Annotated in this window: 14 protein-coding genes and 1 tRNA gene; 11 read left to right on the forward strand and 4 right to left on the reverse strand. The window is 61.3% G+C overall.

From position 1 onward, the window contains the following. Positions 1-58 precede the first annotated feature (58 nt). From cysS to ACXJKE_RS09135, 7 genes are all read left to right on the forward strand, one after another. On the forward strand, positions 59-1,435 hold the full coding sequence (cysS, locus tag ACXJKE_RS09105) for a cysteine--tRNA ligase (protein WP_457280268.1): 1,377 nt from the start codon (positions 59-61) through the stop codon (positions 1,433-1,435). A gap of 76 nt (positions 1,436-1,511) precedes the next feature. Then, complete coding sequence (locus ACXJKE_RS09110; protein WP_457280269.1) at positions 1,512-2,219, forward strand: DNA-3-methyladenine glycosylase family protein; 708 nt, start codon at positions 1,512-1,514, stop codon at positions 2,217-2,219. Between the two features lie 27 nt (positions 2,220-2,246). Next, complete coding sequence (locus ACXJKE_RS09115) at positions 2,247-3,227, forward strand: acetyl-CoA carboxylase carboxyltransferase subunit alpha (protein WP_092131429.1); 981 nt, start codon at positions 2,247-2,249, stop codon at positions 3,225-3,227. A gap of 32 nt (positions 3,228-3,259) precedes the next feature. Beyond that, on the forward strand, positions 3,260-3,856 hold the full coding sequence (locus tag ACXJKE_RS09120; RefSeq protein WP_457280270.1) for a hypothetical protein: 597 nt from the start codon (positions 3,260-3,262) through the stop codon (positions 3,854-3,856). Next, on the forward strand, positions 3,853-4,821 hold the full coding sequence (gene tilS / locus ACXJKE_RS09125; RefSeq protein WP_457280271.1) for a tRNA lysidine(34) synthetase TilS: 969 nt from the start codon (positions 3,853-3,855) through the stop codon (positions 4,819-4,821). The genes ACXJKE_RS09120 and tilS overlap by 4 nt, the downstream gene beginning before the upstream one ends. Before the next feature lie 130 nt (positions 4,822-4,951). Next, the gene (locus ACXJKE_RS09130; RefSeq protein WP_457280272.1) at positions 4,952-6,220 is read left to right on the forward strand and encodes an aspartate kinase; all 1,269 of its coding nucleotides are present in this window, start codon (positions 4,952-4,954) and stop codon (positions 6,218-6,220) included. A 35-nt stretch (positions 6,221-6,255) separates the two neighbouring features. Beyond that, a tRNA-Ser gene (locus ACXJKE_RS09135) sits at positions 6,256-6,348 on the forward strand. A 216-nt stretch (positions 6,349-6,564) separates the two neighbouring features. Here ACXJKE_RS09135 and ACXJKE_RS09140 read toward each other — a convergent pair. Continuing rightward, complete coding sequence (locus ACXJKE_RS09140; protein WP_457280273.1) at positions 6,565-6,891, reverse strand: hypothetical protein; 327 nt, start codon at positions 6,889-6,891, stop codon at positions 6,565-6,567. 296 nt (positions 6,892-7,187) lie between these two features. Further along, positions 7,188-8,096: a class A beta-lactamase gene (bla, locus tag ACXJKE_RS09145; RefSeq protein ID WP_457280274.1), complete on the reverse strand. Its 909-nt coding sequence runs from the start codon at positions 8,094-8,096 to the stop codon at positions 7,188-7,190. A 109-nt stretch (positions 8,097-8,205) separates the two neighbouring features. On the opposite strand from bla, the gene ACXJKE_RS09150 reads away from it, so the two are divergent. Both ACXJKE_RS09150 and ACXJKE_RS09155 read left to right on the forward strand, forming a co-directional pair. After that, entirely contained in the window at positions 8,206-9,069 is an 864-nt protein-coding gene (locus ACXJKE_RS09150) for a LysR substrate-binding domain-containing protein (protein WP_457280275.1), read from the forward strand. Positions 9,070-9,122: 53 nt separating this feature from the next. Then, positions 9,123-10,046 carry a LysR family transcriptional regulator gene (locus ACXJKE_RS09155; RefSeq protein ID WP_457280276.1) on the forward strand — a complete coding sequence of 308 codons (924 nt, stop codon included), beginning with the start codon at positions 9,123-9,125 and terminating at the stop codon, positions 10,044-10,046. A gap of 3 nt (positions 10,047-10,049) precedes the next feature. Here the strand turns inward: ACXJKE_RS09155 and ACXJKE_RS09160 are convergent, their stop codons facing one another. After that, positions 10,050-11,261, reverse strand: coding sequence for a D-amino acid dehydrogenase (locus tag ACXJKE_RS09160; RefSeq protein WP_457280277.1), 1,212 nt, complete (start codon positions 11,259-11,261; stop codon positions 10,050-10,052). Between the two features lie 257 nt (positions 11,262-11,518). Here ACXJKE_RS09160 and ACXJKE_RS09165 point away from each other — a divergent pair, with 257 nt between their 5' ends. Next, the gene (locus ACXJKE_RS09165; RefSeq protein ID WP_457280278.1) at positions 11,519-12,412 is read left to right on the forward strand and encodes a transporter substrate-binding domain-containing protein; all 894 of its coding nucleotides are present in this window, start codon (positions 11,519-11,521) and stop codon (positions 12,410-12,412) included. Between the two features lie 161 nt (positions 12,413-12,573). Next, complete coding sequence (locus ACXJKE_RS09170) at positions 12,574-13,332, forward strand: aspartate/glutamate racemase family protein (protein ID WP_457280279.1); 759 nt, start codon at positions 12,574-12,576, stop codon at positions 13,330-13,332. Between the two features lie 126 nt (positions 13,333-13,458). Here ACXJKE_RS09170 and ACXJKE_RS09175 read toward each other — a convergent pair whose 3' ends face one another. After that, the gene (locus ACXJKE_RS09175) at positions 13,459-13,860 is read right to left on the reverse strand and encodes an RNA-binding S4 domain-containing protein (RefSeq protein WP_457280280.1); all 402 of its coding nucleotides are present in this window, start codon (positions 13,858-13,860) and stop codon (positions 13,459-13,461) included. Positions 13,861-13,884: the final 24 nt, after the last annotated feature.

Genomic DNA, 13,884 nt, shown 5'->3' on the forward strand with positions numbered 1-13,884 from the left:
TCCTTTGCCTGACCACCGGCTGCTTCCGGCCGATGCCAGGCTTCGCAGCATAATTTTCATGAGCCTTCGCATTTACAACACGCTGTCGCGTGCCGTGGAAGAATTTTCCCCGCTTGATCCCGGCCATGTGCGCATGTATGTGTGCGGAATGACGATTTACGATCTCTGTCACATCGGCCATGCGCGCATGATGATGGCGTTCGACGTGGTGCAACGCTGGCTCAAGGCAAGCGGCCTGAAGGTTACGTATGTGCGCAACATCACCGACATCGACGACAAGATCATCAAGCGGGCGGTTGAGCGCGGCATCACCATCCGCCAGCTGACCGACGAGATGATCGCGGCCATGCACCAGGACATCGGCGCGCTGGGCATAGAGCCTCCATCGCTGGAACCCCGTGCGACTGAGTACGTGCCGCAGATGCTGGGCATGATCGCCACGCTGGAGGAAAAAGGCCTGGCCTACAAGGGCTCCACCGGTGACATGAATTACGCGGTGCGCAAGTTTCCCGGCTACGGCAAGCTCTCGGGCAAGTCACTCGACGAGCTGCGCGCCGGCGAGCGCGTCGCTGTGCTCGACGGCAAGGAAGACCCGCTGGACTTTGTGCTCTGGAAAAGCGCCAAACCCACCGAGCCCGACGACGCCAGGTGGGACAGCGCCTATGGCCCCGGCCGTCCAGGCTGGCACATCGAGTGCTCGGCCATGTGCCGCGGCACGCTGGGCGAGACCTTCGACATTCACGGCGGCGGCGCGGACCTGCAGTTTCCGCACCACGAAAACGAGATCGCCCAGAGCGAGGCGGCCAACGGTAAGCCGCTGGCCCGCTTCTGGGTGCACAACGGTTTTGTGCGCGTCGACAACGAAAAAATGTCCAAGTCGCTGGGCAACTTCTTCACCATCCGCGAAGTACTGGCCAAATACGATGCCGAAACCGTGCGGTTCTTCATCGTTCGCGCCCACTATCGCAGCGCCCTGAATTACAGCGACGCCCACCTGGACGATGCGCGCAACTCGCTCAAGCGGCTTTATACGTCGCTGGATCTCGTCAAGCCGGCAGCGCTGCCGACCGACTGGGCGCACCCGTTTGCGCAGCGCTTTAAGGCGGCCATGGACGAAGACTTCGGAACGCCGGAGGCCGTGGCAGTGTTGTTTGAGCTGGCGGGTGAAGTCAACCGGACGGGCTCTGCCGAACTCGCAGGGCTGTTGAAAAACCTGGGCGGCTGCCTGGGCCTGCTGCAGGGCGCGCCTGGGGCCTACCTTCAGGCAGGCGCCGGCCTTGACGACGCCAGCGTCCAGCAGCTGATCGCGCAGCGGGCAGCTGCGAAGCTGGCAAAAGATTTCGCCGAAGCCGACCGTATCCGCAAGGACCTGCTGGCCAAAGGCATTGTGTTGAAGGATTCGCCCGCCGGCACCACCTGGGAGGTGCAATCGTGAGGTTCCGGGTTGTTTTTTCACCCTGTTTTTCAAGCCATTTCGGCCTCCAGACCAATAAGGACCGGCGCAAGCAGCTATGAAAAAGATAGTGAAAAGCGGCCCGGGCAGCGCCGAGCTGGCCGACGTTCCCGAGCCGGCCACCACGGTGCCCGAGTATTGGGCCGATGCCTGCAAACACCTGGTGAAAAAAGACCGCGTGATGAAGCGGCTGATTCCCTTGTTCGGCGACGCCTGCCTGCAAACCCGCGGCGATGCCTTTGGCACCCTGGCGCGCAGCATCGTGGGCCAGCAAATTTCGGTCAAGGCGGCGCAAAGTGTCTGGGCCAAATTTTCGGCGTTGCCGAAAAAAGTGACGCCTGCCAATGTGCTGCGCCTTAAAGTTGACGACATGCGCGCGGCCGGGCTGAGCGCCCGCAAGGTCGAATACCTGGTGGACCTGGCGATCCACTTTGACGCCGGCACCGTCCACGTCAAGGACTGGGCGGCGATGGACGATGAGGCCATCATCGAAGAATTGGTGGCCATTCGCGGCATCGGCCGCTGGACGGCCGAGATGTTTTTGATTTTTTACCTGATGCGACCGAATGTCCTGCCGCTGGACGATGTGGGGCTGATCACCGGCATCAGCCAGAATTACTTTTCGGGTGAATCCGTCAGCCGAAGCGACGCGCGAGAGGTGGCCGCCGCCTGGTCGCCTTACTGCAGCGTGGCAACTTGGTATATTTGGCGCTCTCTGGACCCATTACCGGTTCTGGGTACCCCCACGGGTACCGAGCAAATTTAAGTTTCATGAAGCCCTGAGGAGCAGCACATGGCGAAGAAGACCTTCCTCGATTTCGAGCAACCGATTGCGGAGCTTGAAGGAAAAATTGAAGAACTGCGCTACGTACAGACCGAGTCGGCTGTCGATATCTCTGAAGAAATCGACCAGCTGGCCAAAAAGAGCCAACAGCTCACCAAAGACATCTACAGCGACCTCACGCCCTGGCAGATCACCAAGATCGCCCGCCACGCGGAACGTCCCTACACCCTGGATTACGTCAACGAAATCTTCACGGATTTTGTTGAGTTGCACGGCGACCGGCATTTTGCCGACGACCTGTCCATCGTGGGCGGCCTGGCGCGCTTCAACGGCACCGCCTGCATGGTGCTGGGCCACCAGAAGGGCCGCGACACCAAGGAACGCGGCCTGCGCAACTTCGGCATGAGCAAGCCCGAGGGCTACCGCAAGGCCCTGCGCCTGATGAAAACTGCCGAGAAGTTCAAGCTGCCGGTGTTCACCTTTGTCGACACGCCCGGCGCTTACCCCGGCATTGACGCCGAAGAGCGCGGCCAGTCCGAGGCCATCGGCCGCAACATCTTTGAGATGGCGCAGCTCGAAGTGCCCATCATCACCACCATCATCGGCGAAGGCGGCTCCGGCGGCGCGCTGGCCATCTCGGTGGCCGACCAGGTGGTCATGCTGCAGTATTCAATCTACTCTGTCATCAGCCCTGAAGGCTGCGCGTCCATCCTCTGGAAAACCTCCGACAAGGCGCAGGAAGCCGCCGAGGCGCTGGGCATCACGGCGCACCGGCTCAAGGCCCTGGGCGTGATCGACAAGATCGTGAACGAACCCGTGGGCGGCGCCCACCGCGACCACAAGCAAATGGCCGCTTTCCTGAAACGTGCGCTCAACGACGCCTTCCGCCAGGTCAGTGACCTGAAGGTCAAGGAGCTGCTCGACCGCCGCTACGAGCGCCTGCAAAGCTACGGCCGCTTCACCGACACCAAGGCCGACGCCGGCAAGTAAGGCGCCCCGGCACAAGCTGGAGCGACAAGACCATGGTGCGCCCCCGTATCGGTCCTTACAGTGCCGAGGAAGAGCAAGCCCTGGCGAAGTTGCGCCGGCGATTTTGGTTGACCTCTGCCGCGCTCTATGCGATTTTTCTGTCGGTCATGTTCGGTTTCGTTCCACGCGAGCTTGCCGCCGAGCCGCTGGCGGTTTCCTTTATGGACTCGATGGCCCATGTCGTGCCCATGCTGGACCAGTTGCCTAAGACTCCTGGTTATGACCCTTTTCTGCGCTTTTACTACGCGGTGCTCTGGCTGATTTCGCCTGTTGCCGGCCTTGTGGGCTTGTGGGCTGGGCTGGACTATCTAGTCAAGCATGACCGCTACGCGCGAATCAAGAGCCCGAACCGTATGTTGGTCTGGAGCCTGCTGTTCTGGTGTTTCCTGCTGGTTTTTGCTGCCATCTGGCCTGTTGCGGACGGTGGGGTGCCCTCCTGGCGGGACCATGGTTTGGTCTCGAGTATTTTTGGCATAGCGCTACGCGGCGTCTACCTCCTGTGGTGCTGGTTCGCCATCGGTGGCACGCTCGGGGTGCTATGGGTGCGTGCCAGGATTGACCGGGAAAGATTCGCCGAAGCCAAGCCATGAATGACAGCGCCGTGATCGCCGCTGCGATTTCCCAATTTCAACCTGCTTTGCCGCTGGCCGTTGCGCTCAGCGGCGGCGCCGATTCTGTCGCCTTGCTGGTAGCCTGCGCCGAGAAATGGCCGGGGCAGGTTCACGCCATTCATATTCATCACGGCTTGCAGGCGGCGGCCGACGACTTTGAGCAGCACTGCGTTGCCCTCTGCGCGCAGCTCAATGTGCCGCTAATCGTCCAGCGTGTGGACGCCCGTCATGCTTCTGGCGAGAGTCCGGAAGACGCGGCGCGCAAGGCACGTTATGCGGCGTTTAAGGCTGCAGCCCAGGAAGGATATGCGCAAGCAGCTATTAAAAACATAGCAATTGCCCAGCACGCCGATGACCAGGTGGAAACCATGCTGTTGGCGTTATCACGCGGCGCGGGGCTGCCCGGGCTGGCCGCCATGCCGGCGAGATGGGAGCGTGACGGCATGACCTATTACCGTCCGCTGCTGACGGTGCCCGGGGCATTGCTGCGCGATTGGCTGGTGACGCGCGGCATCACCTGGGTGGAAGACCCGACCAACACCGACGAGCAGTTCACACGCAACCGCATCCGGGCCCGCCTGCTGCCCGCGTTGGCGCAAACCTTTCCGCAGTTTCGCGAAACCTTTGCACGCAGCGCGCGTCACGCGGCCCAGGCGCACGGGTTATTGGTCGAGGTGGCACAGCAAGACCTGGTTGTCGTGGGAACCCCCCCGGTGATCAAATCCCTGCAATCCCTGTCACAGCCGCGGCAGGCCAATGTGCTGCGTTATTGGCTGACGCTGCAACAAGCCACTCCCAGCGCAGCACAGCTCGACCAACTGCTCCTGCAAATCGCCGCCTGCACCACGCGCGGGCACCAGATCCACCTCAAGGTGGCGACCGGGCATGTCACGCGCACTGGCCAGGTGCTGAACTATGCGGCTGCAGGGGATAAGGCGAGCTAACCAGGTAGTAGTCCCTAGGTATAATTGAAGGCTTTGCTGGCGCGAAATCGCCGTTAAAAGCCCTCAAACGGGCGCTTTTACACAGGTTCCCGGCAAAAAATCCGCAACAACTCCTGATTGACATCCTGCAATGGCATTGATCGTTCATAAATACGGCGGCACGTCGATGGGCTCCACCGAGCGCATCCGCAATGTCGCCAAACGCGTGGCCAAATGGGCGCGGGCCGGCCACCAGATGGTGGTCGTTCCCAGTGCCATGAGCGGCGAAACCAACCGTTTGCTCGGCCTGGCCAAAGAGCTGGCGCCCGCCAGGACAAGCGATGCTTATGGCCGCGAGCTTGATGCGCTGGCTGCTACCGGCGAGCAGGCTTCCAGCGCATTGCTGGCCATTGCGCTGCAGGCCGAAGGCATGCAGGCCGTGAGCTACGCCGGCTGGCAGGTCACCATCAAGACCAACAATGCCTACACCAAGGCCCGCATCGAGTCCATCGACGGTGAGCGCGTACGCGCCGACCTGGACGCCGGCAAGGTCGTCATCATCACCGGCTTCCAGGGAGTGGACGAGGCCGGCAACGTCACCACACTCGGCCGCGGCGGCTCCGACACTTCGGCCGTGGCCATTGCCGCGGCGCTCAAGGCGCACGAATGCCTGATTTACACCGACGTCGACGGCGTTTACACCACCGACCCGCGCGTGGTGCCTGAGGCGCGCCGCCTGCACACCGTGAGCTTTGAAGAGATGCTGGAGATGGCCTCCATGGGCTCCAAGGTGCTGCAGATCCGCTCGGTGGAATTTGCCGGCAAATACAAGGTGCCGCTGCGTGTGCTGTCCAGCTTCACCGAATGGGACATCGACATCAACGAAGAAGCCAAGTCAGGCACTTTGATCAGCTTTGAGGAAGACGAAAACATGGAACAAGCCATCGTATCGGGCATCGCTTTCAACCGCGATGAAGCCAAAATTTCCGTGCTCGGCGTACCCGACACCCCGGGTATCGCGTACCAGATCCTGGGCGCCGTGGCCGATGCCAACATCGAAGTCGACGTGATCATCCAGAACGTCAGCAAGGACGGCAAGACCGACTTCAGCTTTACGGTTCACCGCAACGATTACTCCAAAGCCATCGACCTGCTGAAAACCCAGGTGGTGCCCAAGCTGGGCGCGCAGGAAGTCACCGGCGACGCCAAGATCTGCAAGGTCAGCATCGTCGGCATCGGCATGCGCAGCCACGTGGGCATCGCCAGCAAGATGTTCCGCGTGTTGAGCGAAGAGGGCATCAACATCCAGATGATTTCCACCAGCGAAATCAAGACCTCGGTCGTCATCGACGAGAAATACATGGAGCTCGCCGTGCGGGCCCTGCACAAGGCTTTTGACCTGGACCAGCCCGCCACCTGAAAATGGCTGAGAAGTCGTGAGATAATCGATTTATTGGAAACGTGACCGAGTGGCCGAAGGTGCTCCCCTGCTAAGGGAGTATGGGGTGTAGAGCCTCATCGAGGGTTCGAATCCCTCCGTTTCCGCCAAGACTACCGACTCTCTCCCGCATGGGGCAGAGTCGGTTTTTTTGCGCCGGATTTCTGCGATTGTTTCAAGAATGGGTAACCTTGCTTTCAACGCGAAGCGTCCGTCGCGCTGTTACCTTGCCACGCTCTTGGACTCAAGCTTTTCCAGGTCAGATACCGGCACGGGCATGAAAATCAATCAACGACCACGCAAATATGGCCGTCCATTTTTCTTTGCTACGGCACGGGAGGACTGCTGTCCGCCAGCTCGACTTCCACGTCATAGATTTCAGTGATTTTCCAGTGCGAACCGTCATGGCTTGCCTGGCCGAGTACTTTTACAAGGAATGAACTGCGCTGCTTCTCCGTCTGCAGTGTGATTTCGCAGATGAAGTCGAGCTTTTCGGGACCGTCGGGAAGCGCCCCAAGGAGTTGATAACCAGCCCGGCTGAACCTGCCCTCTTTTCTTCGCTGCCGTAATTTTTCAATCTCAGGCGTGTGAAGAACGAGGGCAGTGAGGTGGTCGATAAGTTCATCGATCACTACCTGCGGGTTTATTTTCATGTTGTATGTGAGCTCTTCTAGGAATCTCCTGATTATCGATCTTTAGTATTACATTTTTCTATCTCTGTTGTAACCAATCTCTAGTTAATACGGTATTTCGTTTTCAATAATTTCATCAATTGCAATAGAAAATTCGTCGGAACCAACGTTTTTGTTAAGCGCCAAACCCCGGCAATAGACTGCAGGCTCTCATGCCCGACCTCTTTACCTTGGTGACAGCGTTGCCGTTTGAGAATGTATTTCCCCGCAACGCAAAAAAGTCGCCCGGAGGCGGCCAACTATGTTGTCTCGTGTTCTCAAGCTGGCGTGGCCAAAGAAGCCGCCAATTGACCGGCCTTTGCCACGATGGCTTCGCGTTCCTCCAGGGGCTTTGGGCTCCCGGTCAAATACACCGTGATCACCACAGGCGCGCATCCCGCAGGCCACAAAACGCCGATGTCGTTGGTGGTGCCATGGGCGCCTGTACCCGTCTTGTCGCCAACCAGGCAGTCCCGCGGCAGCAGGGCGCGCAATCGCCGGTCGGATGTCTTGCTGGCGATCAGCCACTGGCGCATCTGCTGGCGCGAGGTGTCTGACAGCGCATTGCCCAGCACGATTTTTTGCACGGTGCCCAGCATGGCGGCAGGCGTAGTGGTGTCGCGTGGATCGCCGGGCGTGGCTTCATTCAGCGCGGTTTCAATGCGATCCAGTCGTGTCATGCGGTCACCGAGCGAGCGCGCGTAGTCGGTCAGGCCCTTGGGCCCGCCGAAGCTGGCCAGCATCAGGTTGGCGGCCGTGTTGTCGCTGACGGTGATAGTGGCTTCGCACAACTCCGCGAGCGACAGGCTGCCACCGGCTCTTGGCCCGGTGACCGGTGAATGGGAAACCAGTGCCGCGCCGTCAACAGGCAGCAGGCGGTCCAGCCGTTCCTTTCCGGTGTCTACCCGGTGCAGCACCAGCGCAGCGGCCAGCAGCTTGAAGGTGCTGCACAGGGGGAAGCGTTCCGCCGCGCGGTGTCCATGCTGCACGCCGGTACCGGTGTTGAGGATGGCAACACCGAGCCGGCCGCCGCTTTCCCGTTCAAGGGCTTTGAGCCGCCCGATGACCGAACTTGAATCAGCGGCTTGCGGTGCGCCGCTCATACCCCATAAATTCTGGGCATGAGCTGAAACCATGCCCGCCGCCATGAAGCTTCCCAGTGCGCCGGTAAATTGTCGTCTCTGCATCATTTTTACTCTCGGGTTGGTATGAAAACGGTAACGATATTGAAGGGCTGCAATTCCGGCAAACGGGAATAATCGAGGCAACTCATAAGTAAATCTTGGGCTTGAACAGATGCATCTTCCTTTGAACGCCTTGCGCGCCTTTGAGGTGTCCGCGCGCCACCTGAGCTTTACACGGGCCGCAGACGAGCTGAACGTCACGCAAACCGCGATCAGCCAGCACGTTAAAAACCTGGAGGAACGCATGGGCGTTCCCCTGTTTCGGCGGCTTCCGCGCGGCCTTGCCCTGACCGACGAGGGCCAGGCACTGTTGCCCGCGCTGTCGGAATCGTTCGGCCGCATCGGCGCGTTGCTGGAGCAATTCCGCGATGGCCGCTTTAGGGAGGTACTGAGCGTCGGGGCTGTCGGGACTTTTGCCGTGGGCTGGCTGATCCCCCGTCTGGCGGCGTTCCAGCAGGTCCACCCTTTTGTTGATTTCAGGTTGTTCACCAACAACAACCGCGTGGACCTGGCCGGCGAGGGCCTGGACTACGCCATACGCTTTGGCGACGGCGCATGGCACGGCACCGAAGCCGACCTGCTTTTTCCCTCGCCGCTGTCACCCGTTTGCTCTCCTGTAACGGCTTCCCGTCTGCGAGAACCTGCTGATCTGGCCGGTGAGGTGCTGTTGCGCTCTTACCGGTCCGATGAATGGGTGAGCTGGTTTGCCCTGGCCGGTGTGGACTGCCCGGTGGTCAGGGGGGCGGTGTTTGATTCGTCCCTGACCATGGCGGAAGCTGCCGCGCAGGGCGCCGGCGTTGCCTTGCTCCCGGTGAATCTGTTTACGCGAGAGCTGCACGAAGGGCGCCTGGCAAGGCCGTTTCCACTGGAAATTGAAAACGGCAGTTACTGGCTGACCCGGCTCAAATCCCGGCGCGTGACCGGGGCCATGGGCGTTTTTCGTGACTGGATCACCCGCACATGCTGCGCACGATAATTGCTGTGCCGAGCCTGCACCATCCCGCCTGAACACGCACCACGGAATCACCCATGCGCCTGCRCCACATCGAAGTCTTCAACGCGGTCATGCTCACCGGCAGCGTCAGCGGGGCGGCCCGCCTGATCAATGTCACCCAGCCCGCCGTCAGCCGCATCCTGCAGCATGCCGAGCTGCAGCTGGGTTTTGCCCTCTTCCAGCGCAGCAAGGGCCGGCTGACGCCGACCTCCGAAGCGTTGACGCTGTACCCGCACATCGAGCGGCTGTTTGCCCAGCTCGATGAAGTGCAGCGCCTGGCGGCCAACTTGAAAACCGGCGAAAGCGCCAGGGAACTCCGCATCCTGACGGTGCTGGCGCTCAGCTACGAAATCCTGCCCCACGCGATCAAGCTCTTTCGGGTCAAACATGCTGATGTGGCCATTACCGTGCGGGCGTTGCATTCACCGCAAATTATTTCGGCACTGGCGTTGCAGGAGGGGGATGTCGGTTTCCTTTTCAGCCCGGCAGCGCATTCGGCGCTGGCACAGGAACACCTGGCCGACGGCCGCATGGTGTGCGTGGCGCCCAAGGGCATGCTGCCTGCGCGCCTGGTCAAGCGTGGCAGTGTCACGCTTGAGGACCTCACCAAGGTACCGGTCGTCGGGCTTGATGTGATGGACCCGGTGGGCCGCAGCCTCAACCAGGCCTGCCGCGAGGCAGGGGTGGGCCTCGAATTCCATATCACCGTGCAGACCTACCACTCGGCGCTGGCGCTGGCCCACCACGGGCTGGGCATTGCGGTGATTGACACGTGCACAGCGGCGTCCGCCGATCTGACGCGTGTGGACCTGCTGGAACTGGAACCCTTGATCCCGGTGCCGATCAATGCGCTGTTGCCCGCAGGCAAACCTGGCTCGGTCATCGTGCGGTCATTTGTGAAGTGTTTTCAGCAAGCCCTGACGCAGCGCGCTTCAACTCCCGCGTTGCGCAAAGCCTGAAGGTCAGCGCTCCAGCATGCGGCTGATGCGCTGCGCAGAGCCGAACGCCAGGGTGAAACCCAGGGCGCCATGCCCGGTGTTGAACAACAGGTTGGCCGGGCCTTTGGCATGCGTGCCAATGACCGGCAGCCCGGTGGGAGTAGCAGGGCGCATGCCGGCCCAGGGGTTCAGGGTTTCAAAGTGGCTGCAATCCGGAAACACTGTCTGCGTCGACGCTTTCAGCGAAGCAATCTGTGCCGGGTCGACGGCGGTGTCGTAGCCCGAAAGCTCGGCCATGCCTGCCACGCGCAGGCGCGAACCGATGCGGGCAAATACCACCTTGCGGGCGCTGTCGGTCACGCTCACCTGCGGTGCTGCGCCATCGCCAGGTGCGACGTCCACCGTGATGCTGTAACCCTTCAGCGGGTAGACCGGAAGGTGCACACCCAGCGCGCGTGCCATGCGCGCAGACCCGGCGCCCATCGCCATCACATAGCGGTCGGCTTCGAGATGGCCTTGCGGCGTCGCGACAGCTGCAACCAGGTTGCCGCGCACAACCAGTTGCTCGACGGGTGTGTCCAGCAGGAAGCGCACGCCTTCCCGGCGCAGCACCGCGAACAAGCCATCGCAGGTCTTCTGGCAGTCGGCCGCACACTCGCCTGGTGTGTAGATGGCGCCGGCGATTTGTCCGTGGCGGTTTTTGAGCGCGGGCTCGATCTCCACGCAGCGGTCGGCGCTGACCGCCTCCTGGGTACTGCCCAGTTCACGTTGCAGCAACATCTGCCGGCGCGCTGCAGCGAACGCGGCATCGCTGGCGTACAGCACCAGCTTGCCCGTGGCCGAGAAATCGCAATCCAGTTTTTCTTCGGCCATCATCGCGTCGAAAGACTGGCGGCTGAGCGCCGCCAGCGACAGCAAATGGCTGGTGGTGTTGCGTGAGGTCTTGCTGTTGCAGGCCGCCAGAAACTGCGCGCCCCACAACCACTGGCGCACATCCAGGCGAGGCCGTAGTTTTAACGGGGAAGAGGGCGACAGCAGCAGCTTGGGAAGCTGCCGCCAGATAGCGGGATCTGCCAGCGGCTGCACGTAGGAGTAGCTCAGTTGTGCGCCGTTGCCGCCGCTGGCGCCGCTGCCGGGGCTGGCGCGGTCCACCACTGTCACCTCGTGGCCGGCCCGCCGCAAGCTGTAGGCGGTTGCCAGTCCCACGATTCCTGCACCGAGCACACACACATGCATAGAAGCCTCTTTGTTCCCTGAAAGAGCGCCACTTTACGCAGCCACTGCCGGTTTGAACAATGCTGAATGCGCGAGGGTTATGACGTGTGGTTATGCCCTCCTGCGAAGGGTGGCAGAAGGGGTTCTGGGTAAACCATGAGTTTTGGTCATGGGTTTGCCGCGAAAATGAATGACACGCCAGACGCTGCTGTTCCTACACTAGCGATGCCAGCTTCCCGAAACTACCAACCCACCGCCCCCCCCCCGAAAGGACAAGCATGAAATTCACTATCCTCATGACCGCCGTGCTGCTGACAGCCGGCCTGGCCACCACTGCCGGCGCGCAAACGGTGCCGACCCTGAAAAAGATCGCCGACAGCAACAAGATCACCGTGTCCTATCGCGAAGCTTCGGTGCCTTTCAGCTACCTGATCGGGTCCAAAACCTCGGTGGGTTTTTCGGCAGAACTGACAGAAGCCATCATTGACGACATTCGCAAGAAGGTGAAAAAACCCAATCTCGAAGTCGCCTACATGCCCGTGACCTCGCAAAACCGCATCCCCTTGCTGGTCAACGGCACCTACGACCTCGAGTGCGGCTCGACCACCAACAACAGCGCGCGTGGCAAGGACGTGGCATTTGCCATCAACCACTTCTATACCGGCACCCGCCTGCTGGTCAAAAAATCATCCGGCATCAAGAACTACGCCGACCTGGCCAAAAAGACGGTGGCCAGCACGACCGGCACCACCAACGCGCAAGTGATCCGCAAGTACAGCGCCGACAAAAAACTCGACATGCAGCTCATCCTGGGCAAAGACCACGACGATTCGCTGCTGCTGGTCGAGAGCGATCGCGCCCTGGCTTTTGCCATGGACGACATCCTGTTGTTCGGCCTGATGGCCAACTCCAAGAATCCGGCGTCGCTGGAAGTGGTGGGTGATTCGCTGCAGGTGGAGCCCTATGCCTGCATGCTGCGCAAGGACGACCCTGAGTTCAAGAAGCTGGTGGACGGCACGATCATCCGCCTGATCAAGTCCGGCGACTTTGCCAAGATGTACGCCAAGTGGTTCACCTCACCCATCCCGCCAAAGGGCGTGAACCTGAACCTGCCGATGAGCGAAGAGCTGAAGGCCAACCTCAAGGCGCTGAGCGACAAGCCGGCCATGTAAGCACCAGACGGGGAGCGCCTGCGCGCCGCTCCCCGTCCTGCTTTCACAGCTGCCGCGCCCGATCGGGTCCGCAGCTTCTCCTCCCCCAGAAATCCCCAACCCGGAGCCTTTGGCGCCAGTGGGTGGGTGCGCGCCTTGAATTTTGTTTTGGAGTTTGAGCCATGAGCAGCACTGAAAGACAGGCCCTGCACAGAGCCCATGTGGTCGGCATCCTGGGCGGCATGGGCCCGGCGGCCGGCGCGGACTTTGCGCGGCTGTTTGTCCAGGCGTGCGCGGATCACATGCGGTCGCTGCAGATTCCCGTGTCTGACCAGGCATTTCCCGAGCACTGGCTGGCCCAGGTGCCGGTGCCGGACCGCAGCAACGCGCTGGGTTCACCGGGGCCGGGCGGCCATCAGCCCCTGGATCCCATGTTGCAAGCAATGGGGAAACTCGCCGCGTTAGGTGCCACCACTGTCGCGGTGGCGTGCAACACGGCCCATGCGTGGCACGCCGAATTGCAGGAGCGCTTTCCCCAGCTTGAAGTGCTGCACGTGGCGCGTGAGGTCGCGCAAAACCTGGCCGGCCGCGGGGTAGGGCAAGTAGGTTTGCTGGCGACCGAGGGTACGTACCGGGCGGGCCTCTACGACCAGGCCTTGCGCCAGGCGGGGCTGCAATGCCACATTCCTTCCGTTGAAGAGCGTGAACGCCTGATGCGCGGCATCTATGAGGGCGTGAAAGCCGGCAACATGGCTTTGGCGCGTGAATGTTTTGCAGGCGTGGCCAGCGCGCTTGCAGGGCGGCACGGTCTTTCAGTGCTGGTTCTGGGCTGCACCGAGATTCCGCTGGCACTCAGCGCGGTGCCTGGCATGGATTCACTTGAACTGGTGGATCCGGCGGCCCTGCTGGCGCGGGCGCTGGCGCAGCGAGCGTATGCCTGAGCGTTCATCACCATCCTGCATGGCTCAGAACAGCCAATTTTTGAATCAAATAGGCCTCTAGTCCAATGGGAACGTGCGCGAGTAGCTATAAAAATGATAGCGAAAACGGGGCAGTTTCCCAGTCTCTCAATCGGCTGATGCGCTCCAGCGGTTGTCCCAGGCCTTGTCGAGCGTGCGCCGGTCGCGTTTGGTGGGGCGTCCATGTTCCTGGCTGCCGGCCGGATCGGCTGCCACCCGGCGCTGCTCGGCGGCCTCGGCTTTGAGGCGCAGGCTTTCTTCGGTTTCTTCGTAGAGCTGCTGGGCCACCGGCGCTGCGCCTCGCAGCTTGCTGATGCCGCGCACCATCAGGGTACGGGTGTAGGGGCCCTGCCGCAGTGTCACGGTGTCGCCGGATTTGACTTCACGCGCGGGCTTGGCTTCGATGCCGTTGATGCGTACGCGGCCCTTGTCAATTTCTTCCACTGCCAGGGCGCGGGTCTTGTAGAAGCGGGCGGCCCACAGCCACTTGTCGATTCGCAATTTGTCCATTGGGGCCTATTCTGTACCAAGGCA

It is taken from the genome of Polaromonas sp. P5_D5, assembly GCF_054049435.1.